Annotated in this window: 26 protein-coding genes; 13 read left to right on the top strand and 13 right to left on the bottom strand. The window is 67.7% G+C overall.

The window, feature by feature from the left end; all coding sequences use genetic code 11:
* Nucleotides 1-159: 159 nt before the first annotated feature.
* From U1839_RS13560 to U1839_RS13535, 6 genes are all read right to left on the bottom strand, one after another.
* Nucleotides 160-1,479 carry an ABC1 kinase family protein gene (locus tag U1839_RS13560; protein ID WP_443030619.1) on the bottom strand — a complete coding sequence of 440 codons (1,320 nt, stop codon included), beginning with the start codon at nt 1,477-1,479 and terminating at the stop codon, nt 160-162.
* Nucleotides 1,473-1,967 carry a DUF427 domain-containing protein gene (locus U1839_RS13555; protein ID WP_332804136.1) on the bottom strand — a complete coding sequence of 165 codons (495 nt, stop codon included), beginning with the start codon at nt 1,965-1,967 and terminating at the stop codon, nt 1,473-1,475. Before U1839_RS13555 ends, U1839_RS13560 begins: the two co-directional genes overlap by 7 nt.
* A complete protein-coding gene (locus tag U1839_RS13550) occupies nt 1,964-2,323 on the bottom strand; it encodes a thiol-disulfide oxidoreductase DCC family protein (RefSeq protein ID WP_332804135.1) in 360 nt (119 codons plus the stop codon). Before U1839_RS13550 ends, U1839_RS13555 begins: the two co-directional genes overlap by 4 nt.
* A 70-nt stretch (nt 2,324-2,393) precedes the next feature.
* Nucleotides 2,394-4,097, bottom strand: coding sequence for a cation acetate symporter (locus U1839_RS13545; protein WP_332804134.1), 1,704 nt, complete (start codon nt 4,095-4,097; stop codon nt 2,394-2,396).
* Nucleotides 4,094-4,402 (bottom strand): DUF485 domain-containing protein, encoded by a 309-nt coding sequence (locus tag U1839_RS13540; protein WP_332804133.1) that lies wholly within the window; start codon nt 4,400-4,402, stop codon nt 4,094-4,096. The genes U1839_RS13545 and U1839_RS13540 overlap by 4 nt, the downstream gene beginning before the upstream one ends.
* A 41-nt stretch (nt 4,403-4,443) precedes the next feature.
* Nucleotides 4,444-4,866: a nuclear transport factor 2 family protein gene (locus tag U1839_RS13535; protein WP_332804132.1), complete on the bottom strand. Its 423-nt coding sequence runs from the start codon at nt 4,864-4,866 to the stop codon at nt 4,444-4,446.
* Between the two features lie 201 nt (nt 4,867-5,067).
* On the opposite strand from U1839_RS13535, the gene U1839_RS13530 reads away from it, so the two are divergent.
* Nucleotides 5,068-5,886, top strand: a complete 819-nt coding sequence (locus tag U1839_RS13530; RefSeq protein WP_332804131.1) for a MerR family transcriptional regulator — start codon at nt 5,068-5,070, stop codon at nt 5,884-5,886.
* Between the two features lie 226 nt (nt 5,887-6,112).
* Here U1839_RS13530 and scpC read toward each other — a convergent pair whose 3' ends face one another.
* The gene (gene scpC / locus U1839_RS13525; protein WP_332804130.1) at nt 6,113-7,627 is read right to left on the bottom strand and encodes a succinyl-CoA:acetate CoA-transferase ScpC; all 1,515 of its coding nucleotides are present in this window, start codon (nt 7,625-7,627) and stop codon (nt 6,113-6,115) included.
* Nucleotides 7,628-7,778: 151 nt separating this feature from the next.
* On the opposite strand from scpC, the gene U1839_RS13520 reads away from it, so the two are divergent.
* The gene (locus U1839_RS13520) at nt 7,779-8,357 is read left to right on the top strand and encodes a pseudouridine synthase (RefSeq protein WP_332804129.1); all 579 of its coding nucleotides are present in this window, start codon (nt 7,779-7,781) and stop codon (nt 8,355-8,357) included.
* Nucleotides 8,358-8,376: 19 nt separating this feature from the next.
* Here the strand turns inward: U1839_RS13520 and ubiG are convergent, their stop codons facing one another.
* Nucleotides 8,377-9,108: a bifunctional 2-polyprenyl-6-hydroxyphenol methylase/3-demethylubiquinol 3-O-methyltransferase UbiG gene (ubiG, locus tag U1839_RS13515; RefSeq protein ID WP_332804128.1), complete on the bottom strand. Its 732-nt coding sequence runs from the start codon at nt 9,106-9,108 to the stop codon at nt 8,377-8,379.
* A gap of 163 nt (nt 9,109-9,271) precedes the next feature.
* Between ubiG and U1839_RS13510 the strand changes: the two genes are divergently transcribed.
* Nucleotides 9,272-10,528, top strand: a complete 1,257-nt coding sequence (locus U1839_RS13510) for an aspartate kinase (RefSeq protein ID WP_332804127.1) — start codon at nt 9,272-9,274, stop codon at nt 10,526-10,528.
* A gap of 75 nt (nt 10,529-10,603) precedes the next feature.
* Here U1839_RS13510 and U1839_RS13505 read toward each other — a convergent pair whose 3' ends face one another.
* A complete protein-coding gene (locus U1839_RS13505; RefSeq protein ID WP_332804126.1) occupies nt 10,604-11,755 on the bottom strand; it encodes an aspartyl/asparaginyl beta-hydroxylase domain-containing protein in 1,152 nt (383 codons plus the stop codon).
* A gap of 163 nt (nt 11,756-11,918) precedes the next feature.
* Between U1839_RS13505 and U1839_RS13500 the strand changes: the two genes are divergently transcribed.
* Together U1839_RS13500 and U1839_RS13495 are read left to right on the top strand one after the other, a co-directional pair.
* Nucleotides 11,919-12,905: an NAD(P)H-dependent flavin oxidoreductase gene (locus U1839_RS13500; RefSeq protein WP_332804125.1), complete on the top strand. Its 987-nt coding sequence runs from the start codon at nt 11,919-11,921 to the stop codon at nt 12,903-12,905.
* Entirely contained in the window at nt 12,905-13,486 is a 582-nt protein-coding gene (locus U1839_RS13495; protein ID WP_332804124.1) for a YdeI/OmpD-associated family protein, read from the top strand. Before U1839_RS13500 ends, U1839_RS13495 begins: the two co-directional genes overlap by 1 nt.
* 10 nt (nt 13,487-13,496) lie before the next feature.
* On the opposite strand, the gene U1839_RS13490 is transcribed toward U1839_RS13495, so the two are convergent.
* Entirely contained in the window at nt 13,497-14,936 is a 1,440-nt protein-coding gene (locus tag U1839_RS13490) for a hypothetical protein (protein ID WP_332804123.1), read from the bottom strand.
* Nucleotides 14,933-15,667, bottom strand: coding sequence for an ABC transporter ATP-binding protein (locus tag U1839_RS13485; protein ID WP_332804122.1), 735 nt, complete (start codon nt 15,665-15,667; stop codon nt 14,933-14,935). Before U1839_RS13485 ends, U1839_RS13490 begins: the two co-directional genes overlap by 4 nt.
* Nucleotides 15,668-15,837: 170 nt before the next feature.
* On the opposite strand from U1839_RS13485, the gene U1839_RS13480 reads away from it, so the two are divergent.
* Nucleotides 15,838-16,548 carry a hypothetical protein gene (locus U1839_RS13480; RefSeq protein WP_332804121.1) on the top strand — a complete coding sequence of 237 codons (711 nt, stop codon included), beginning with the start codon at nt 15,838-15,840 and terminating at the stop codon, nt 16,546-16,548.
* A 6-nt stretch (nt 16,549-16,554) separates the two neighbouring features.
* Here the strand turns inward: U1839_RS13480 and U1839_RS13475 are convergent, their stop codons facing one another.
* Nucleotides 16,555-16,767: a helix-turn-helix transcriptional regulator gene (locus U1839_RS13475; protein WP_332804120.1), complete on the bottom strand. Its 213-nt coding sequence runs from the start codon at nt 16,765-16,767 to the stop codon at nt 16,555-16,557.
* Nucleotides 16,760-17,212, bottom strand: a complete 453-nt coding sequence (locus U1839_RS13470; protein ID WP_332804119.1) for a hypothetical protein — start codon at nt 17,210-17,212, stop codon at nt 16,760-16,762. Before U1839_RS13470 ends, U1839_RS13475 begins: the two co-directional genes overlap by 8 nt.
* 125 nt (nt 17,213-17,337) lie before the next feature.
* Between U1839_RS13470 and U1839_RS13465 the strand changes: the two genes are divergently transcribed.
* The 7 genes from U1839_RS13465 (at nt 17,338) to pal (ending at nt 22,291) form a co-directional block, all read left to right on the top strand.
* Nucleotides 17,338-17,802, top strand: coding sequence for a YbgC/FadM family acyl-CoA thioesterase (locus U1839_RS13465; protein WP_332804118.1), 465 nt, complete (start codon nt 17,338-17,340; stop codon nt 17,800-17,802).
* Between the two features lie 32 nt (nt 17,803-17,834).
* Entirely contained in the window at nt 17,835-18,503 is a 669-nt protein-coding gene (gene tolQ, locus U1839_RS13460) for a protein TolQ (protein WP_332804145.1), read from the top strand.
* The gene (tolR, locus tag U1839_RS13455) at nt 18,503-18,940 is read left to right on the top strand and encodes a protein TolR (RefSeq protein WP_332804117.1); all 438 of its coding nucleotides are present in this window, start codon (nt 18,503-18,505) and stop codon (nt 18,938-18,940) included. The genes tolQ and tolR overlap by 1 nt, the downstream gene beginning before the upstream one ends.
* A 21-nt stretch (nt 18,941-18,961) precedes the next feature.
* Entirely contained in the window at nt 18,962-19,840 is an 879-nt protein-coding gene (tolA, locus tag U1839_RS13450) for a cell envelope integrity protein TolA (RefSeq protein ID WP_332804116.1), read from the top strand.
* 56 nt (nt 19,841-19,896) lie between these two features.
* A complete protein-coding gene (gene tolA, locus U1839_RS13445; protein WP_332804115.1) occupies nt 19,897-20,274 on the top strand; it encodes a cell envelope integrity protein TolA in 378 nt (125 codons plus the stop codon).
* 10 nt (nt 20,275-20,284) lie between these two features.
* Nucleotides 20,285-21,700 (top strand): Tol-Pal system beta propeller repeat protein TolB, encoded by a 1,416-nt coding sequence (gene tolB, locus U1839_RS13440; RefSeq protein ID WP_332804114.1) that lies wholly within the window; start codon nt 20,285-20,287, stop codon nt 21,698-21,700.
* A 90-nt stretch (nt 21,701-21,790) separates the two neighbouring features.
* Nucleotides 21,791-22,291, top strand: a complete 501-nt coding sequence (gene pal, locus U1839_RS13435; protein WP_281128359.1) for a peptidoglycan-associated lipoprotein Pal — start codon at nt 21,791-21,793, stop codon at nt 22,289-22,291.
* Nucleotides 22,292-22,571: the final 280 nt, after the last annotated feature.

Below are 22,571 nucleotides of genomic sequence, written 5' to 3'. Positions count from 1 at the left end.
ATCTTCACCCTATGCTATCGCCGCCACGTTCTGGCGCAGGTCGACCTGCGCCAGAACATCGTTCAACCTGTTCACCATGTCCCCGAACACCTGTCCACCTTGTCTCCGGTCTAAACAAAGGGGAGGGGCTTGAGAAAGCCAATTTCACGGGGATTTGGTTCAGAGCCCGGCGATCATCGCGCGCACATCGACCTGCGCCTTCAACCGCGCGGCGAGCAGCGCGGTCCCGCTGATCTTGCGCTGGACGAACAGCAGGTCGACTGGCGGGATGTGCCAGCTCGCCCGGTCGGCGGCGATCTCGAAGCCCTGTTCGCGCAGTACCCCGACGAACACGCGGTCGCCGAAGTCGAACGGGCCGGGGCGCTGGAGTTCGCCGATGATCACGTCGATCATCGCGTCGATCTTCGCCCGGTGACGCCCGACGACGCCTTCGCCGATGAACCCCGCCGCCTGCGCCGCCGCGCGCACCTCGTCACGGTCCCCGGCCAGCGCGGCGCGGATCAGGCGGCGATACCCCTCGCTCGTCGCAGGATCGATCGCGCGCACCGCGCCGAAGTCGAGCAGCACCAGCCGCCCGGTGTCGGGCTGATAGCGGAAATTGCCAAAATTCGGGTCGGTCTGCATCCAGCCGAAGCTGAACAGCTCACGCAGCACGAGCGTGACAAGTATCTGCATTACCGCGTTTCGTGTCGCCTGCGGGGCGGATTCGAGACGCTCGATCGGGTCGCCCGCGACGAAGCTCATCGCCAGGATATTGTCAGTGGTCATCGCCGGCTCGAGCACTGGCACGACCAGACCGGGCGTATCGGCGACGAGCGCGCCGAAGCGGGTCATCTGCTCCCCCTCGCGGGCATAATCGGCCTCCTCGCGCAGCTGCCGCTTGGCCTCCGCAAGCAGCGGCGCGATATCGAGTTCGCGCGGCAGCAGGCCCGACAAGCGCAACAGGCTCGCGACATTGTCGACATCGGCGTCGATGGACTCGCGCACCCCGGGATACTGCACCTTGATCGCCAGCTCGCGCCCGTCGCGCGTCCGCGCACGGTGGACCTGGCCGATCGAGGCGGCGGCGATCGGTCGCGCGTCGAACGCCGACAGTTTCGTCCGCCAGTCGGCACCCCATTCGCGCACCAGCACCTGCTCGAGCTGCGCGGGGGGCATGTGATGCGCATCCTCGCGCAGCCGGCCCATGATCTCGCTCAGCTCGGCGGGGAGGAAATCGCCCGCGTCCATCGAGATCATCTGGCCGAGCTTCATCGCCGCGCCGCGCAGGTGCGACAGCCGCTCGGTGACGCGCGCGACATTGCCCGGCGTCAGCATCATGTCGCGCAGCCTCGGCCGCTCGCCCGCGACGATCCGCCGCCCGGCCTCGGCGACCATCCCGCCCGCCACACCGCCGGCGATCCGCCCGAACTGGCCGAAGCGCGCCAGCCGCCCGCTCGGCACGGCGCGGCCGCGCGGACGACCCTCGTCGCTCACCAGCCGGTGCTTCCGGGCACGCTCTTGAAGGGCCCGGCAAGATCCGCGGTGATCCAGCCGCCATAGAAGCCGCCCGGCTGCGGTCTCACCGTCTCGCCATCGACGCTGCAAAGGTCGAACGGTGCGGCGTAGAAGGCGACATGGTCGCGCAGCAGGGCGAAGGCGCGCGTCGGCTCGGCATAGCTCCACGCAACCTTGCGCAGTTCGACATCGCCGACCACCACGTCCCAATAGCTCGCCCGACCCTTCCACTCGCACCAGGACGATCCGCTCGCCGCACGCAGCACGCCCGGCGCGATGTCGGCGGGTGGGATGTAGTAGCTCGGCGGATGGCTGGTCTCGAGCGTGCGGATCGCGGCGACGCTGTCGGCCACGACCACGCCGCGATGCTCGATGCGGATTCGTGCGGTGCAGCGCTCGGCGATGGCGGGGCGGGGATAGGCCCACACGCTTTGCTGCCCCGGCAGCACGGGGTCGGGCACCGGCCTCATCGCGCCAGCCGCCGGGCGCGACGTTGCAATGCGGGCCGCACACGCAGGAAGCCGCGATAGATCGCCTCCATCACGAACAGCACCCCGGGCACGCGCGCGACCAGGCCGAGCGGGCGCAGCAACGGGATCGCCCGCCACATCGCCGCGAACGCCGCCGCGCCCGACTGCAGGCGACCGTCCTCGCGGGCATGGAAGCGTGCGAGCAGTTCGGCACGGTCGATCGGGCACGCCGATGGCGCCGCGCTGCTGGCATCGACGAAGGTGATCGCACCGCGCCGGTCGAGCCGCCGCATCAGCGCGATCTCGCGTTCGCACAGCGGGCAGGCGCCGTCATGCCAGACGATGAGTTCGGTCATGGGCGCGATATAGGAAGCGCCCTTCCGCGCCGCATCCCGCCCTAACGGGGTAGCCCGGGCGCCTAGACGCTCAATGCCCGCCGCCGCGCACCGCCCCCAGCCCCGTCTCGGCGCGCACGCGCTGCGCGAGATAGCCCGCGCGATCGACCCCGGCGCGGGGCGAGCGATCGAGCACCGACACCAGCCAGATCGTCGCGAAGGCGACCGGCATCGAGAAGATCGCCGGCGACGACCAGGGGAAAGGTGCGACCTTGTAGCCGAGGATCGCCACCCACACCGCCGGCGACAGCACCGTCATCACCAGCGCCAGCACCAGCCCGAGGCATCCGCCGGCGACGATCCCGCGCGTCGTCGCGCCTTTCCACAGCAGGGAAAGCAGCAGCACCGGGAAGTTGCTCGATGCCGCCACGGCAAAGGCCAGGCTGACCATGAAGGCGACATTCTGCTTCTCGAACAATATGCCGAGCAGGATCGCGATCGCCGCCAGCACCAGCACCGTCCAGCGCGACACGCGCAGCTCGGCCGCCGAATCCGCCGCGCCGTGGCGCAGCACCGTCGCATAGAGATCGTGCGACACCGCCGACGCTCCCGACAATGTCAGACCGGCGACCACCGCGAGGATCGTCGCAAAGGCGACCGCCGAGATGAAGCCGAGAAAGACATTGCCGCCGACCGCATGCGCGAGATGGATCGCCGCCATGTTGCCGCCGCCGAGCAGCGTCCCGGCGCCGTCGACATAATGGCTGTCGGTCGCCACCAGCACGATCGCGCCGAAGCCGATGATGAAGGTCAGCAGGTAGAAATAGCCGATCCACCCTGTCGCCCACAGCACCGATCGCCGCGCCTGGTGCATGTCGGGCACGGTGAAGAAACGCATCAGGATGTGCGGCAGCCCGGCAGTGCCGAACATCAGCGCCATGCCGAACGAGATCGCCGAAACGGGATCCTTGATGAAATTGCCCGGCCCCATGATCGAGTGCCCGGCCTTCGCCGCGTCCGCCGCCGTGGCGCCGCCCGCCGCCGCGAGGTCGGTCTTCACCTGCACGGCGCGCGCGAACAGCGCCTCGGGCGAGAAGCCGAACTGTGCCATCACCATCACCGCCATGAAGGTCGCGCTGCCGAGCAGCAGCACCGCTTTGATGATCTGCACCCAGGTCGTCGCGGTCATCCCGCCGAACAGCACGTAGAGCGTCATCAGCACCCCGACGATCACCACGGCATATTCGTAGCGCAGCCCGAACAGCAATTTGATCAGCTGCCCCGCGCCGACCATCTGCGCGGTGAGGTAGAACAGCACCACGACCAAAGTGCTCAGCGCCGCGAACAGCCGCACCGGCGCCTGGGCGAAGCGGAACGAGGCGACGTCGGCAAAGGTGAAGCGGCCGAGATTGCGCAGCCGCTCGGCCATCAGGAACATGATGATCGGCCAGCCGACGAGGAAGCCGATCGCGTAGATCAGCCCGTCATAGCCATCCTTGAAGATCTGCGCCGAGATGCCGAGGAACGACGCCGCGGACATATAGTCGCCGGCAATGGCGAGCCCGTTCTGGAAGCCGGTGATGCTGCCGCCGGCATTGTAGAAATGGGCCGCCGTCCGCGTCCGCCGCGCCGCCCAGCGCGTGATCCCGAGCGTCAGCACCGCGAAGGCGGCGAACATCGCGATCGCGGTCCAGTTGGTCGGCTGTTGCACGCTGACGCCGGCGGGATGAGCGAAGGCGGGCGCGGCGGCGAGCAGCGCGACGATCGGCGCCAGGCGCCACAGGAGACGGCTCATGCGGCGTCGCCCGCGACGAGATCGGCCATCAGCGCGTCGAACTCGGTATTGGCGCGGTGGACGTAGAGCCCGGTCAGCGCGATCGCCAGCAGGATGATGCCGAAGCCGATGACGATCCCGAGCGAGGTCACGCCCCCGGCGACCGGCCGCGCGAGGAACGCCTTGTCGAAGGCGATCAGCAGGATGTAGCCGAAATAGGCGGCGAGCATGATCGCGGTCAGCAGCCAGGCGAAGCGCCCGCGCCGACGCATCAACACCTGATAACGCGGGTCCGCCGCGATCCGCGCAATGTCATCGACCGCCATCTGTCCTCCCCTGCGCCGCCGTTTCGCGGCGTGCCGGGGGATCATGGGTCAAGGCGGCAAGGCGCGCAAGCGGCGCGGCGCCGCTTAGTGCGGTCGCCGGCTGCGGTGACGGCGTAGGTGCCATGCCCCTCGATCACGAGGCCGTCGCGGAAACGCAGCACTTCGGCGCGCGCCTCGCCGCGTTCGTTGCGGAAGGCGATGACGAGGCTGTCGACGCCGGCACAGACCGACAGCAAGTGGAATTCGGGGCGTGGCGTGCGGTCGACCGCGGCGCTCCAGTAACGGCGCAACGCGTCCTTGCCGCGGATGTTGCCCCGGCTGCCCGCGACCACCCTTGCGGCAAGCGGCGAGGTGAAGACGACGTTATCGTCGAAATGGACGAGCACCGCCTCGATGTCGCCGGCATTCCACGCGGCGGCCCATGAGCGGGCATAGGCCAAGGCATCGAACCCGAGATCCGCCATGATTCCCCTCCCTGACGACGTGCCACGCTTAGCGCGTGCAACGGAAAGTTGGAATCCGGCTATTCTTGATCAGACCCGCGACCACGAAGAAACCAGGGCGTGAACCCACAGGCAAGAGCCGCCAGGTAGAACCCGGCGCGCCTTCCAGCGATTTCCTCTTGCACCTGCCCCTGGGGCAGGCCCGATAGCGCGAATCGTTCGATGAAGGGCTGCACCTTGGCGAAGACTGGACCCAATCTCCGTTCTGCTGAAGCAGCTCGCCGGTTCGGTGTGAGCGGCAAGGCCTTGCGGCTGTACGAGGCGATGGGCTTGATCAGGGCCGAGCGAACGGCGGCTGGCTGGCGGGTCTACGGCCCCGCGCAGATCAGCCGCCTGCACCAAATCATCGCCCTCAAGAGCTTCGGCTTTCCGCTCAGCCGGATCGCCGAGCTTCTGTCGGGCGGTCTCCCTGATCTGGCGACGTTCCTGGAACTGCACGAACAGGTGCTGCGCCAGGAAGCCGAGCGGGTCGGCGAGGCGCTTCGGCTGCTTTCGGCGGCACGGGCCAAGCTCGCCAGCCAAGGCGGCCTTTCCCCGGACGACCTTATGGACCTCACCAGGGAAACCACCATGACCGACAAGCGCACGAACGATTTGAGCGCCGCCTATGAAGCTGTCGCCGCCAGGCACTTTTCTCCCGCCGACCAGCAGACGCTGAGCGCCAATGGCTATGGCGGGATGGACAAGCCGGATTCCGCATGGGGCGCACTGCATGACGAGGCCGCAAAGCTGATGCAGGCCGGCGACCCTTGCTCGGCGGAAGCGATGGACCTTGCGCGGCGCTGGATGGGCAAGGTGTTCGAAGCGACCGGCGGCGATCCGGCGCTGACCCGGAAGATGAAAGCCGTGGCGCGCGAGACGCACGAACAGCCCGCTTTTGCGGCGGAGTCGAGTTCGTCGAACGACCTGATGGATTTCGTCGCGCAAGCTTATGGCGCAGCGATCGCGGCCGGCATCATGCCCAAGCCCGACATGGACTGATGCCTAGTACCGCATCTCACGGGATTGGCACCTTTCGCCCCTCCCCTTCAGGGGAGGGGTTGGGGTGGAGCTTCTCCCCGAGCGCCGCACTTACGGCACGGCCCCACCCCCAACCCCTCCCCTGAAGGGCAGGGGCTTGAGAGAGCCATACTCGCGGGGATTTGGTATAAGGCTTCCATGTCGACGCCGTCTTTTTCAGCCTCGACATGAGCCGCCGCAACGCCGCTCAGGCCAGCGCCATGCTTCCGGTATCGATGAAGCGCTGGTGCCATGACAGCGCCTCGCCGGGGAGCGAGGGCGATTGCTGGCCATAGGCGCCGGCGCGCGCGCGGGCATAATAATCCGCCAGCATCGGGCGATAGGCCGGATGCGCGCAGCGCTCGATGATCAGCGTGGCACGCTGCTTGGGGCTCAGCCCGCGCAGATCGGCCAGCCCCTGTTCGGTGACGATCACCTGCACGTCCTGTGTGATATGGTCGACATGGCTCGCCTGCGGCACGATCGCCGAGATCTTGCCGCCCTTGGCGGTCGAGGGCGTCATGAAGATCGAGACATAGGCGTTGCGCGCGAAATCGCCCGAGCCGCCGATGCCGTTCTGGATGCGCGACCCCATGACGTGCGTCGAATTGACGTTGCCATAGATATCGGCCTCGATCAGCCCGTTCATCGCGATGCAGCCGAGCCGGCGGATCAGTTCGGGATGGTTGCTGATCTCCTGCGGGCGCAGGATCATGCGGTCGCGGTAGCGCCCCATATCGGCATTGATCCGCAGCGCCGCCTCGGGGCTGAGCGAGAAGGCGGTGGCCGAGGCCATGCGCAGCTTGCCGCTGTCGAGCAGGTCGAGCATCCCGTCCTGGATGACCTCGGTGAAGGCGGTGAGGTTGGAGAAGCGGCTGTCGACGAGCCCGGTCAGCACCGCATTGGCGATGTTGCCGACCCCCGACTGGATCGGCAGCAGCGATTCGGGCAACCGCCCGCGCGCCACTTCATGCGCGAGGAAGTCGAGCAGATGATAGGCGATCGCCTGCGCCGCTTCGTCCGGCGCACTGAAGGGCAGGTTGCGATCGGGCGAGTCGGTCTCGACGATCGCGATGACCTTGGCCGGATCGCAGGCAAGATAGGGCGTGCCGATCCGGTCGTCGGCGCGCACCAGCGGGATCGGCACGCGATCCGGCGGCAGCCGCGTGCCATAATAGATGTCGTGCATCCCCTCCAGCGCGGGGTTCTGCCAGCGATTGACCTCGAGGATGACGCGGTCGGCGCGGTCGAGCCAGGTCTTGTTGTTGCCGACCGAGGAGGAGGGGATCAGCGAGCCGTCGGCGCGGATGCCGGTCACTTCGATCAGCGCGACGTCGAGCGGCCCGAGAAAACCCTGCCACGCCATCGGCGCGACCTGGCTGAGATGCATGTCGAAATATTCCATCTCGCCGCGATTGATCTTCTCGCGCGCGATCGGGTCGGAATTATAGGGCAGGCGAAACTCGATGCCGTCGGCCCTGGCGAGCGCGCCGTCGAGCTCGGGCCCGGTCGAGGCGCCGGTCCAGACGCGGATCCGGAACGGGCGGCCGGCGGCATGTTCCGCCTCGATCTGCGCCGCCAGCGCGATCGGCACCGCCTTGGGATAACCCGAGCCGGTGAAGCCGCTCATCCCGATCGTCTCGCCGTCGCCGATCAGCGCCGCGGCGGCCTCGGCATGCATGATCTTCGCGCGTAACGCCGCGCAGGCGATCCGGTCGGTCATCATGGTGTCCGCCTTCGCTGATAACGGGGGGCAGCAAAAACGATCTGTACGCTCCGCGGCGCCGATCAGGAAGCGACGATCACGGTTTGCGCGATTTGCATTTGCGCGGCCGCGCGGCGCACAAGGCCGGCGCCAGACGCAGGGAGGCGTGATGTCGCGGTTGATCCTGTTCAACAAACCCTATGGCGTGCTGTGCCAGTTCACCGATGCCGGCACGGGATCGGCGCGGCCGACGCTGTCGGGGTTCATCGACCTGCCCGGCGTCTATCCGGCGGGCCGGCTGGACCTCGATAGCGAGGGGTTGTTGCTGCTGACCGATGACGGACGATTGCAGGCGCGGATTGCCGATCCGAAATTCAAGATGCCGAAAACCTATCTCGTCCAGGTCGAGGGCGATCCGGGCACCGAACAGCTCGACCCGCTCCGGCGCGGGGTGCGGCTGAAGGACGGCATGACCTTGCCCGCCGAGGTCGAGCGGATCGACCCGCCGGCACTGTGGCCGCGCGATCCGCCGGTGCGTTTCCGCAAGACCGTGCCCGATTGCTGGCTCCGCCTGACGATCCGCGAGGGCCGCAACCGCCAGGTGCGCCGGATGACGGCGGCGGTCGGCCTGCCGACACTGCGGCTGGTGCGCTGGCGGATCGGCGACTGGACGCTCGACGGGGTTGAGCCCGGTGCGTGGCGCGATGCGGCGGATGTCGCGCGCGCCGGAGGCAAGAGTCCCCGGTGAGCCGTCTGGCCCGGTCGCCTTACGCCTTCACCGCCGTCACGAAATAATCGAGCGTCATGTCGTCCGACATGACGAAGCCCCGCGCTGGGGAAAGCGACAGGCCGCGTGTGTCGGTGACCTTGAGCCCGGCATCCTCGATCAGCTCGGTCAGTTCGGCCGGACGCAGGAATTTCTCCCAGTCGTGCGTGCCGCGCGGAATGCGGCCGGTGCCTTCGCCGATCGTGATCAGCGCGAGACGCGACAGCGCGGTGCGGTTGGGGGTAGAGAGGATCAGCAGCCCGCCCGGCGCCAGCGCAGCGGCGAGCCCGGCGACGAACGCGGCGGGGGTCGCGACATGCTCGATCACCTCGAGGCTAGTGACGAGGTCGAAGGTCTCGCCGGCCAGCGCCTCGATCCCACCGGTGCGATAGTCGATCTTCAGACCCGACAGTGCGGCATGGGCGAGCGCGGCGGCGATGTTCTCGGCCGCCGCGTCTATCCCCGTCACCGCCGCGCCGAGCCGGGCGAGCGGTTCGCACAACAGGCCGGCACCGCACCCGACATCGAGCGCGCGCTTGCCGGTGAGCGGGGTGAAGCTGGCGCCGTCGCCCTGCCAATGGGCATCGACCCGCTCGCGCAGATAACCGAGCCGCGCGGGGTTGAGCTTGTGCAGCATCGCCGAGCTGCCCTTCGGGTCCCACCATTCCGCCGCCATCGCGCCGAAATGCGCGGCTTCGTTCGGGTCGATCGTCGAGGGCGCGGTGATTTGCATGGCTTATCCTACCAACCGATCGTCTGGCGCCCAAGCGGAATGCGCCGCCGCGCCTGGGCATCGATAGATTTGCTTGGCGCGCGGCGAAGCGGCGATTGCTTGCCATCGCCCAAGCGCGTTTCTATCAGGCGCGCTCTTCGCAACAGGGGGCGCCACAGCGGCCATGGCACGTATCGTGATGAAGTTCGGCGGCACGTCGATGGCCGGGATCGAGCGCATCCGCAGCGTCGCCGCGCGCGTCAAGCGCGAGGTCGAGGCCGGCAACCAGGTCGCCGTGGTGGTTTCGGCGATGGCCGGCGAGACCGACCGGCTGGTCGGTTTCTGCCGTGAGGCCTCGTCGCTCTACGATCCGCGCGAATATGACGTGGTCGTCTCGGCCGGCGAGCAGATCACCTCGGGTCTGCTGGCGATCGCGCTGCAGGCGGCGGGCGTGAAGGCGCGCAGCTGGATGGGCTGGCAGCTGCCGATCGCGACCAGTTCGACGCATGCCTCGGCGCGGATCGAGGATATCGACACCGCCGCGCTCGAGGCGGCGCTGGCGAGCGGCGAGGTCGCGGTGATCCCCGGCTTCCAGGGCGTCGCCGATGGCGAACGCGTCACGACGCTGGGCCGCGGCGGCTCCGACACCTCGGCGGTGGCGATCGCGGCGGCGATGAAGGCCGATCGCTGCGACATCTATACCGATGTCGATGGCGTCTATACCACCGACCCGCGCATCGTGCCGCGCGCGCGCAAGCTCAAAAAGGTTACGTACGAAGAGATGCTCGAACTGGCGAGCGTCGGTGCCAAAGTGCTGCAGACCCGCTCGGTCGGGCTGGCGATGAAGGAAAAGGTCCGCGTCCAGGTGCTGTCGAGTTTCGTCGACGGCGACGCGGCGGACACGCTGCCCGGGACGATGATCGTGGGCGAGGAGGAAATCGACGACATGGAACGCCAGCTCATTACCGGTATCGCGCACGACAAGAACGAGGCCAAGATCACGCTGACCAACGTGCCCGACCGGCCCGGCGCGGTGGCGTCGATCTTCACCCCGCTGGCCGATGCGGCGATCAACGTCGACATGATCGTGCAGAACATCGCGCACTCGACCGGCTCGACCGACGTGACCTTCACCGTGCCCGCCGCCGACCTGGCGCGCAGCCTTGAGGTGCTCGGCAGCGCGCGCGAGACGATCGGCTTTAGCGAATTGATCCACGACACGCGCGTCGCCAAGATCTCGGTCGTCGGCGTGGGCATGCGCAGCCATGCCGGCGTCGCCGCGCTGATGTTCAAGACGCTCGGCGATCGCGGCATCAACGTCCAGGCGATCACCACCAGCGAGATCAAGGTCAGCGTGCTGATCGAGGAGGATTATACCGAGCTCGCGGTGCGCGTGCTGCACACCGCCTACGGGCTCGACGCGGAGGAAGTGGCGGCCTGACCTGAAGTCCCTCTCCTTTTTGGGAGAGGGAGCGCCGAAAGCGTTGAGGACGTGACGGCCTGGACGGCCGAGCGATCAGGTCGGATCGGGGCCGCTGAACAGCGCGCCAACTTCGCGCCTTTCCTGGTCAGTCAATTCCGGCCGCCACACATCGAAGATCAGGACGACGCGATCGCGGTCGCTGTCGTTCCAGGCCTCGTGCTCGATCGTGTCGTCGAAGATCAGCAGCTTGCCCGGCTCCCATTCGCGGACTTCGTTACCGACCCGGAAGCCGCAGCCGGGCGGCACGATCAAGGGCAGGTGGCAGATCAGCCGGGTGTTGAACATGCCGCAATGGGGCGCGATCCTGGCGCCGGCGCGCAACATCGAGAACATCACCGTCGGCTGATTGGCAACGCGCGGCAGCGGGGCAGCTTGCACCGCTTCCCAGGTCTTCGGGCAGCGCGCAATGGCTTCGTCGTTCAGGCGGCCATTCTCGCACAGGAACAGCGTACTCCAGTCGGGATTGTCGAGCATGCCCTTGTCGGCAGGTCGGGGCCTGTCGGGATTGGCTTCGAGATAGGGCCTGAAGTCCGCGCGCCCCTGCGCCAGCACCGTCTCGAGCTCGGCACGGATCGCATCCGCCGCCGCCTCCACGGCCGGCACCCAATCAAAACTCTCCCGCTCAAAATATTGAATCTGCGGCAGGCCGGGGAAATAATATGAGGTGGGTGACTGGGGGAAGATCTTCTTGCGCCCGGCCGAAATATCGAGCGATTGCTGAAAGCGCGGACTGCGCGCGCCGGGGACAATGCCCCGCGCCGTCAGCGAAGCTTCCCGTCGCTGGTCGAGTCTATCGTAAGCTGTTTTCAACGTCGCTTCCACCCGGCGGATCTCGGGAGCGAGATCGTCCGGGATTTGCTGCCCCTCCGCGATCAGCAAGGCACTCTCGTAAAATCTCAATGCGCCCTGTTCATCCCCGGCCTTGTCGCGGCAATCACCCTTCATGATGTGTCCGCGCACGGCACCGGGTTCGAGCGCGAGCAGTTCATTGATCGCCTGTTCTTCTGCAAGAACGTCGTCATCGGCGCGACAGGCGGCGGCGAGGAGCATCCATATCTGACCGTTTACCCGGCCCGCGCGGGTGACCGCTTCCAGACACTGCCGTGCCTCGCTGGCGCGACCTTTCTGGAGTGCAGCGGCGCCCCGTCGAACCAAATTCAGTGCCTCATCGGTGGTGAGCTGCATGGCCGGTCTTCACATAATTGGGCAGTCGCACAATCAGTCCTTCGGACCCGGCGCCTTGTCAATCGGCGCTTGCCGCGCTGCCATTGTGGCGGCTAGGCCCGCTCGCCAAAGACGAAAGGCCTCCGTGCACATGACCCTCGGCCAAGAACGACTGAATCGACGCATGGCGCGTGGCGCCGCCTTCCTGGGATCGGAGGTCGCGATCCTGTGCGGCGCGATGTCGTGGGTGTCGGAGCGCCATCTCGTCTCGGCCATGTCCAATGCCGGCGGCTTCGGGCTGATCGCGTGCGGCGCGATGACGCCCGAGCTGCTCGACGCCGAGATTGCCGCGACCAAAGCGCTGACCGACAAGCCGTTCGGCGTGAACCTGATCACCATGCATCCCGGCCTGTTCGACCTGATCGAGGTCTGCAACAAGCATGGCGTGACGCATGTCGTGCTCGCCGGCGGGCTGCCGCCGACCGGCTCGATCGACGCGATCAAGGCCAATGGCGCGAAGCTGATCTGCTTCGCCCCCGCGCTGTCGCTGGCCAAGAAGCTGATTCGCTCGGGCGTCGATGCACTTGTCGTCGAGGGCATGGAGGCCGGCGGGCATATCGGCCCGGTCTCGACCAGCGTGCTGGCGCAGGAGATTTTGCCCGCGGTCGCCGAGCAGGTGCCGGTGTTCGTCGCCGGTGGCATCGGCCGCGGCGAGGCGATCGCCGCCTATCTCGACATGGGCGCGGCCGGCGTCCAGCTCGGCACGCGTTTCGTCTGCGCGACCGAGAGCATCGCGCACGCCAATTTCAAGAAGGCCTTCATCCGCGCCTCGGCGCGCGACGCGGTCGCCAGCGTGCAGATCGACCCGCGCCTGCCGGTCATCCCGGTGCGCGCGCTCAAGAACGCGTCGAGCGAGCTGTTCACCGCCAAGCAGCGCGAGGTCGCGCAGGCGCTCGACGAGGGCAAGGTCGAGATGATGGAAGCGCAGCTGCAGATCGAGCACTACTGGGCCGGCGCGTTGCGCCGCGCGGTAATCGACGGCGATGTCGAACATGGCAGCCTGATGGCCGGCCAGTCGGTCGGCATGGTGACCAAGGAAGAGCCGCTCGCCGAGATCATCGCCACACTGATGGACGAGGCGGCGCACGCGCTGGAGAAGCGGGCGGCCTGATGGAGACGGCGCGCGCCGGCCTGCCGATCCGCGCCCTTGCCGACCTCGCGGCGTGGGAGGCGTGGCTCGCCGCCGAGCCGCGCTCGTCGTCCGGCGTGTGGCTCAAGCTCGCCAAGGCGAGCGCCGGGGTGCCGTCGGTGTCCAAGGCCGAGGCGATCGACGGCGCGCTGTGCCATGGCTGGATCGACGGCCAGCTGAACCCGTATGACGATGACTGGTGGCTGATCCGCTTCACGCCGCGCAAAAGCCGCAGCAAATGGTCGGAGAAGAACCGCACGCGCGCGATCGAACTGGTCGCGGCGGGGCGCGTCGCGGTGGCGGGTCACGCCGAGATCGATGCGGCCAAGGCCGACGGGCGCTGGGATGCCGCCTATGCGCCGCAATCGAGCGTGACGGTGCCCGACGATCTGGCGGCGGCGCTCGACGCCGAACCCGGCGCGCGGGGTTTTTTCGACCAACTCGATTCGGCCAATCGCTACGCCATTCTCTACCGGGTCCATGAGGCGAAAAAGCCCGCGACGCGAGCGGCGCGGATCGCGAAGTTCACGGGCATGTGTGCGCGCGGCGAGCGGGTGCACTGAGGCTGAGCCATCAGCTCAGGAAATAGACCACCACCCCTGCGGCGCAGCCGAAGGCGACGGCGATGATCAGGTTGAGGATGCCGGCAATGAACGAGCCCGAGCGCTGACGGCGCTGGAAGCTCGATCGCGATCCCGGCTTGCCGAACTGCAGCTCGACCACGCCCGACAGGCCGCCGCCGATCGCCGTCAGCACCAGCGTGGCGATGGCGCCGGGGAGGGTCTGGAAGGCGATCGCGATCGGCAGGATGATGCCGAAGGGCGACGCCATGGCGAAGGCGGCGAGCAGCTTCGCGCTGTCGATATCGTCCTTCTCGACCGGCGCGACCATGATCAGCTCGGGCGCGTCCTCGGCCGAGACGGTCAGCCAGGTCAGGCTGCCGACCAGCTGGGTCGCGACGAGCACGCTGGCAAAGGCGAGTGCGGGCGGCAGCGGGATGCTGTGCCCGCGCCCGAACGCGACCAGCACGATCGGCGCCATATAGATCAGCCGCAGCACGAGCTGGAAGGCGAGCGCCGGGTCGCGCGCCAGCAACCGCCATTCCTTGGCGAAGATCGCGCGCGTCAGCCCGGCATGGAACAACCGCCGCATCGCCTTGCCGCGCGCGGTGGAGCGCGACAGTCGCATGCCGCCGTCCTGATAGCCGCTGATGAAGCGGCGCTGCAGCGTCTGCCCGGCGAGCATGAACAGCAACACCGCGCCGCCGCACAGGATGAACAGCGCGAGCGGATCGCCGAACGCGGCACGGCCGGGCAGCGCGCTCAGCCCGCTGCTGCCGACGCCGGCGTTGCGCAGGCGCAGGAACAAAGCGGCCATCGACGATTCGCCACGCTCGCTGCGCGGCAGGATCTGCGAGACGAGGAACACGCTGCCGCCGAGCAGCGCAGCGACGATCTGCCCGACGGTGCGCGCGGCGCGCGGCCCGGCGAGGCGCGCGAGCGTCAGCGTGATGGTGATGCCGGTGGCGGCGGCGGCGAGCGCCAGCGCGAACAGCAGCAGGAGAAAGCCGAGCAGCGCGGGATGCCCGAGGATCGCGATCGGCAGCAGGATCGGCACGATCAGCAGCGCATAGGTCAGCACGATCGTGCCGGCGATGCCGAGCAGCTTGGCGAGCAGCACGATGCGCGGCTCGATCGGCGCCGAGAACAGCAAGGCGAGGTCACCGCTGTCGTAGAGCGTGCGCTGGCTGCCGATCATCGCCTGGGTCGACATGAAGGTGAAGCCGAGCACGCTGACCGCGAGCACGATCGCATAGGCGGTGCCGTTGACCGGGATGGGCACGTCGCGCAGCGCCCAGCCGATCAACCCGCCGAGCGCGAACAGCCCGATCAGCAGCACGACGCCCAATATCTGGCTGACGAGGCGTTTCGGCCGTGCCCGCCACGTCAGCATCACCTCATGCCAGGCCAGCCAGGCGAACGAGCCGGGCGTAAACGGCGTGAAGCGGCTCACGCGCCGCTCGTCATGCGGATGAAGATGTCTTCCAGCGTCATGCCTTCATTGCCGGCATGGTCGCGCAGCTCGGCAAGGCTGCCCTCGATCAGCAGCTTGCCGCCGGCGATGATGCCGATGCGGTCGGCCATGCGCTCGGCGACCTCGAGGATGTGGGTGGTGATGATCACGGTCTTGCCGGCATCGACCTGCGCGCGCAGCGCATCCTTGACGGCGCGCGCCATGTTGGCGTCGAGCCCGGTGAGCGGTTCGTCGAGGATCAGCAATTGCGGATCGTGGATCAGCGCGCCGGCGAGCGCGACCTTCTGCTTCATGCCGCGCGAAAAGCCCTCGCAGCGCGTGTCGCGCTGTTCCCACAGGTCGAGCCAGTGGAGCAGGCGCTCGGCCTCATCGCTGGCGCGGGCGGGGTCCATCCGCCACAGCCCGGCGATGAAGGCGAGATATTCCGACGGGGTCAGCTTGTCGTAGAGCATCGGTTCGTCGGGCAGCCAGGCGGTGATCGCCTTGGCGGCGATCGGATCGGCGCGCGCATCGATGCCGAAGATGCGGATCGTGCCGGCATCGGGCGCGGTGAGGCCGGTGACCATGCGCAGCGTCGTGGTCTTGCCCGCGCCATTGGGGCCAAGCAGCGCATAGAGCTGCCCGGCGGCGATCTCGAGGTCGAGCCCGGTAATGACCGGCTTGTCGAAGGCCTTGGTCAGGCCGTGAATGCTGAGCGCGGGTTCGGTCATATCGGCTGAGCTTGCCCGGCGGCGGGGCGCTTCGTCCAGCGAAGAATGGTCATCCCGCGAAGAATGTCTGGGGCACAAATTGTGGTGAACCGACGATTTTCCGCACCCCTTTACCGTCGCCAATGCGGCGATCTCCTATGATGAAGCTGGGCGTGAAGGGGTAGTTCATCATGGTTCAGTGTGTGCGTACCGCCGTGGCGATGATCGCTGCGTTGATCGTGGCAGCGCCGGCGGCGGCACAAGCGGTGCAGGTCTCGTCCTGGGCGGCACCTGCCGGCGACGGCATGTCGCCCGACGAAATCGCCTGGCATGTGCGCGCCGGGCTCAATGTCGCAGCCCTGGCGTGCCGAGACCGCGACGCCGCGACGATGGTCGCGCGCTACAACCGGATGCTGGCCAAGCAGCGCGTTCCGCTCGCCGCGGCACGCGCCGGGGTCGAGGCAAGCCTGCGCGAGCGCTTTGGCGCGGCGTGGCAGGAACGCGACGACGATGCGATGACACGGCTCTACAATCACTTCGCCGCCCCCGAGGCGCATGACGCCTTCTGCGCCGCCGCGCGCGACCTGTTGCGCGACGGCGAGGGCGTCGCGCCGGCCGAATTCCAGGCCTTTGCGCGCTATGCGCTGCCGCAACTCGAACAGGCCTTCGCGCCGCAACGGAGCCTCGTCGCGCAGGCGCGCTACATCCTTGCGGCGCGCGACGACACGCCGCGCGTCGCTTTTGCCACCAACGCCCGCGTCCCGCTGGCGCCGCTCGAGCCCGCCCCCGCCGATGCGCAGCCTCGCGACGCGGCCCCGGCGGCCGTGGAAGCGACGGCCACCGCGCCCGTAATCGACCCGGCGGAAGCCCCCGCGCCCGGTTTCAGCAGCACCTGGCCCTGATCGCCCTCAGCTTTCGGGCGCGAGCTGGAACAGCGCCTCGACCGGACGATCGAGCGCGCGCGCCAGTTTGAGCGCAAGGACGGTCGACGGCACGAACACACCGTTTTCAACGGTGTTGATCGTCTTGCGGCTGACCCCGACGCGCTCGGCGAGCTCGGCCTGGGTCAGCCCGGCGGCACTGCGAAGTTCCTTCAGCCGGCTGAGCAGGCGGTCAGCCATCCTTGAGTGCACGCCATTCCAGGATGCCGAAGCGGAGCAGCGCCACGCCGAGGCCGATCGTCACGATGGTGCGGATCGCCTCGCGGCCCGCCAGCGGCTCGAACAGGGAGGCGAAATAGAGCGCGACCGCGACCAGCATCGCGCCCCAGAATCCCCACAGAAAGGCGTCGGCGCGATTCGCCCGGGTCACCTCGTCATTCATCAGCGCGCGGACCGATTTGCTGAGGAACAGGCCGCCATTGGTGGCGAACTGGATCATCAGCACCACCGCCCAGACCAGCCAGGCGCTGATCCTGACCTGGTCGACCAAACGCAGCGGGTCATGCGCCGGCTGGCCGAGATACACCGCCTGCCCGGCGATGAAGTAGATGGCGAGCGCGATCGTGACGCGTGAGCGCCTGCGGCCGAGCCGATCGGCGACCTCCGTGTCGTTCTGCGAAACCATGCCGGATCCCCAATCTATGTAACCTGTGGGTGACATGTAACCTTAGCGTTACTCCGCTGTCAAGCCGTGCGTGTGGCGCGGCGAACGGGGTTCCTTCGCGCTCTGGTCTCGGCTAACGGTCGCGCATGCCAGCATCGACCGAGGACCAGCCGCTCGAAGGGCGCTTCGACGGGCCGGAGCATCGTTTCCCGCTGCGCGTTTATTTCGAGGACACCGACCTGACGGGGGTGGTCTATCACGCCAATTATCTGCGCTACATGGAGCGGGCGCGCTCCGACATGCTGCGGTTGCTCGGCATCGACCATCGCGACGCGATCGTCTCGGGCGCCGGCGGCTATGCCGTCAGCGCACTGTCGATCCGCTATCTGCGCCCTGCCACGCTCGACGACATGCTCGTCGTAGTGTCCAGTTTGACACAGTTGCGCGCCGCCACCGCGCATATTCAGCAGAGAGTCATGCACGGCGACACGATATTGACCGATGCCGAGGTGACGGTGGCACTGGTCGGCCCGACGGGCCGGCCGCGCCGCCAGCCGCCGGCATGGATCGCCGCGTTCGACGCGGTGCTGGTAGGGGAAGACCAAGCGTGACGGATTTCTTCGTGCATACCGACCCCGGCTCGATGTCGCCGGTCGCGCTGTTCCTGCAGGCCGATCTGGTGGTGCAGATCGTGATGGGCGGGCTGTTGCTGGCGAGCGTCTGGACCTGGGCGATCATCGTCAGCTTCGCGCTGCGGCTGGGCAAGACGCGGCGCGAGACCGAACGCTTCGAGCGCGCCTTCTGGAAGGCCGACGATGTCGATGCGTTCCACCGCAAGGAAGCCGACAGCGAGCAGCCGATCGCCAAGGTGTTCTCGGCCGGGGTGGCCGAATGGCGCCGCTCGACCGCGACCGGCGCGGTCGATCGCGACGGCACGCGCGAGCGGCTCGCGACAGCGATGGGCGCGTCGGTGGCGAATGAGGTCGACACGCTGTCCGACCGGCTCAACATTCTCGCGACCGTCGGTTCGGTCGCGCCGTTCGTCGGGCTGTTCGGCACGGTGTGGGGCATCATGAGCAGCTTCACGCACATCGCGCAGGCGCAGAACACCTCGCTCGCGGTGGTCGCGCCAGGCATCGCCGAGGCGCTGTTCGCCACCGCGATCGGCCTGTTCGCCGCAATCCCGGCGGTCATCGCCTACAACCGCTTCAGCCACGGCATCAACCGCATCGAGGCGCGGCTCAACCGCTTCGCCGACGGCTTCCACGCGACGCTGAGCCGCCAGCTCGAAGGCCAGCCGGTGCGCGGCTGATGGCGATCAACCTTCCCTCGCAGCGCGGTCGCGGGCGGCGCGCGCCGATGGCCGACATCAACGTTACGCCGCTGGTCGATGTCATGCTGGTGTTGCTGATCATCTTCATGGTCACAGCACCGTTGCTCACCGCCGGCGTGCCGGTCAAACTGCCCGACAGCAAGGCCAAGCCGCTCGACCAGGACCAGCAGCCGGTGGAGATTTCGCTCGATCGCGACGGCAAGATCTATGTCGACAAGCTCGCGGTTAGCGACAGCACCCTGCCCGACATGCTGACGCAGGTTGCCGCGAAGCAACAGGATGGCAAGCCGCCGCAGATCTTCCTGCGCGCCGACCGCCATCTCGATTATGGCAAGGTGATGCGCGTGATGGGAGAACTCAACCATGCCGGGCTCAATCGTGTCGCGCTGGTCACCGTCGGCGACGACGGCAAATAAGATGGCGCGGGTCGCACCCTGATGGACCGCACCGAAAAGATCGGGCTGGGGATCGCGATCGTCGGGCACGTTGCGGTGCTCGGCGCGCTGTCGCTCGGTTTCTTCGGCAAGACGCCCCCCCCGCCACCACCACCGCCGGGGATCGACGTGTCGCTGGTCGACAAGGTCGGGCTGGAAGCCACGGCGCCGCAATCGGTGACGCCGCCGGCGCAGAGCAAGGCGCCCGAACTCGGCACGCCCGAGGACGCCCCCGCCGCGCCCGCCGCGGAGAGCGAGCCAGACCCCGCGCCGCCCAAGCCGCAACCCAAGGCTGCCCCGCCACCCAAACCGGCCCCGGCGCCGCCGCAACCGAAGAAGCCCGTCGCGCCGACGCCCGACAAGGCGAAGGTGCCGCCCAAGCGCGAGGCAACCACCGCCGCCAGGCCGGCCACGGCGCAGGCCCAGGCGACAGGCGCCGGCACCAAGTCCGGCAGGCAACCGCGTGGGGCGGGTCTCAGTGCGGATGTCGTGGCCGGGCTGAGCGACAAGCCGAGCACGTCAAAATCGCAGGTGCCGAAAGCCGCGACGATGAGCGCGCAGGCGCAGATGGATATTTCCAGCAAGATCGCGCAGCAGGTGCAGCCCTGCGCCAACCAGCAGGTCAAGCCGGGGCCGGGCGCCGAGCGCATTCGCGTCGTCATCCACCTCAAGCTGCGGCGCGACGGCTCGCTGATCGGCAATCCCGAGGTGGTCGGCTATGACGGCACCGATGACGACAACAGCCGCTATCTCGATCGCGTGAAGGACAACGCGATCGCCACCTTCAAGCATTGTTCGCCGCTGCGCGACCTGCCGCAGGAGCTTTACGACGTGCCGCGTGGCTGGAGCGACTTCAAGATGCGCTACAAGCTGCCGGGATGAGCATGGCCTGGCATCTTGCAGCGACGGTAGCCGGGTTTGCGGCCGCATCGGGCGCGATGGCCACGCAAGCCACGCGCGTGCAAGGCGCGTCCGCACCGATGATCGACGTGCGGGCGGCGGCGGACATGGCGCGCCGCATCGTGCAGCAGGTGCAACCCTGCGCCGATCGACAGGTCAAGCCGGGGCCGGGCGCAGAGCGCATTCGCGTCATCATCCACCTGAAGCTGCGGCGCGACGGTTCGCTGATCGGCGATCCCGAGGTGCTCGGCTATGATGGTGTCGATGACGACAATCGGCGTTATCTCGATCGCGTCAAAGCCAACGTGATCGCCACCTTCAAACGCTGTTCGCCGCTGCGCGACTTGCCGCAGGCGCTTTACGACGTGCCGCGTGGCTGGAGTGACTTCAAGATGCGCTACAAGCTGCCCGGCTGAGGAGACGATAATGACCCTGATTCGCCCGATATTGATTGCCGCGCTGCTTGCCGGAACGGCGCCGGGCGCCGCGCTCGCGCAACAGGGGGCGCCCGCGCCGCAAGCCACGGCACAGGCGCCGCAGACCGGCGCGCCGACGCCGACACCGGGCCAACAGCCCCCGGGCGAGATGATCGTCGACGTCGTCGGCGGCACCTCCGCGCCGGCGCAAATCGCCATCCCACCGATGCCGACCGCCGCGGTGCAGCAGACCGCCGCCGGATCGACCGACATGCTCGGCCGCGAACTGGCGACGATCGTCACCAACGACCTGAAGAATTCGGGGCTGTTCAACCCGGTCGCCGGCGAGGCGCTCCACCCGATCGGCTATGCGGAGGTGACCAACCCCGGCTTCGATTATTGGGCCGGAGCCGGCGTGCAGGCGCTGGTGCAGGGCTTCGTCCGCGCCAATGGCGACGGCACGCTGACCGTCGGCTGCTATCTCTACGATACCTATGCCAAGACCGAGCTGACCCGGCAGGGCTTCGTCGTGCCGCCGTCGGACTGGCGCCGCGCCGGGCACAAATGTGCCGACATGGTCTATACCAGGCTGACCGGCGAAGGCCCCTATTTCGACAGCCGCGTGGTCTATGTCGCCGAATCCGGCCCCAAGGCGCATCGCATCAAGCGACTCGCCATCATGGACCAGGACGGCGCGAATCACCGCTTCCTGACCAACGGCCAGTCGATCATCCTGACCCCGCGGCTGACGCCCGATCAGCGCGCGATCGTCTATATGAGCTATCTGAACGATCGGCCGGCGATCTATGTGTACGATATTGGGACAGGCCGGCAGCGGTTGCTGGTGCCCGATACCAACCTCAATTTCGCGCCGCGCGTCTCGCCCGACAGCCGCTGGGTGCTGTTCTCGATGGCGATCGGCGGCAACACCGACGTCTACCGTATCCCGATCGCTGGCGGCACGCCGCAGCGCCTGACCGACGCGCCGGGGATCGACACCGGGGGTAGCTACTCGCCCGACGGCGGCCGCATCGTGTTCGAAAGCGACCGCTCGGGCAGCCAGCAACTCTATGTGATGAATGCCGACGGTACGCAGCAGCAACGTATCAGTTTTGGCGGCGGAAGTTACGCGACGCCAGTGTGGAGCCCGCGCGGCGATCTGATCGCTTACACCCATATGGCGGGCAATTTCCGCATCGGCGTGATGAGCCCGGTGGGCGCGGGTGCGCGCGACCTGACCGATGACTGGCAGGACGAAGGGCCGAGCTGGTCGCCCAATGGCCGTGTGCTGATGTTTTTTCGCGCGACGCAGGGCAGCAGCGGCGTTGCCGACCTCTTCTCGGTCGACCTGACGGGGGCGGCATTGCGCCGAATTCCCACCCCGCTCGACGGATCCGACCCGAGCTGGGGGCCGTTGCGGCCGTGATGCTGCGGCGTTGACTCTCGTTAACCAAGTCGCGACGGTATGTCCGGGTTTGTTGTGCCACCGTCACGACATGATCGAAGGAGAAGCCTGATGGCCAGACTGACGACCATAATGCTGGCGACGACTGCGCTCGCCATGATGACGACCGGCTGCGAGAAGAAGCATCCGGCGCAATTGCCGCCGCCGGCTGGCCCGGCGCAGCAGCCTCCCAGCGGCCCGGGCTATGCCCCCGGCTCGCGCGCCGATTTCGAACACACCGTGACCAGCAACACGGTGCACTTTGCACTCGACCGTTACGACCTCGACCCGCAGGCGCGCGCGATCCTCGACAGCCAGGCGGCATGGCTCGCCAAATGGCCCAACGTGCCGGTCAGCCTCGAAGGGCATTGCGACGAGCGCGGCACGCGCGAGTACAACCTCGCGCTGGGCGACCGTCGCGCCAATGCGGCGAAGAACTATCTCGCCGCGCGCGGCATCGATCCGCGCCGCATTTCGACGATCAGCTATGGCAAGGAGCGCCCGCTCGCGCTTGGATCGGACGAAGCAAGCTGGGCGCAGAACCGCCGCGCGGTGACGATCGTCCTGAACTGATCCTTCCTTCCCCCATGGGGCAGGACAAGGGGCGGTGTGTGGTTTCGCACGCCGCCTCTTTTGCGTTCGACACGGGCTGACTTGCTTCTCGCGAAGCCGCGAAGGCGCAAGGAGGTATCGCTTCTCCTTCTCGGCTTCGCGCAAGCCAATTTCTTTTTTCACGCGGAGACGCGGAGACGCCGAGACGTTGCGTTTGTTGCGGTCGTCTATCGCCAACCAGAGCGGGAATATTGCGGCACCCGCGATTGGGTGTGGCTGCGCCGCAAGCGTGACCCCTTCG

It is taken from the genome of Parasphingomonas halimpatiens (assembly GCF_036663795.1).
GTDB lineage: Bacteria > Pseudomonadota > Alphaproteobacteria > Sphingomonadales > Sphingomonadaceae > Sphingomonas.
This window is presented reverse-complemented; position numbering and strand designations above follow the sequence as displayed.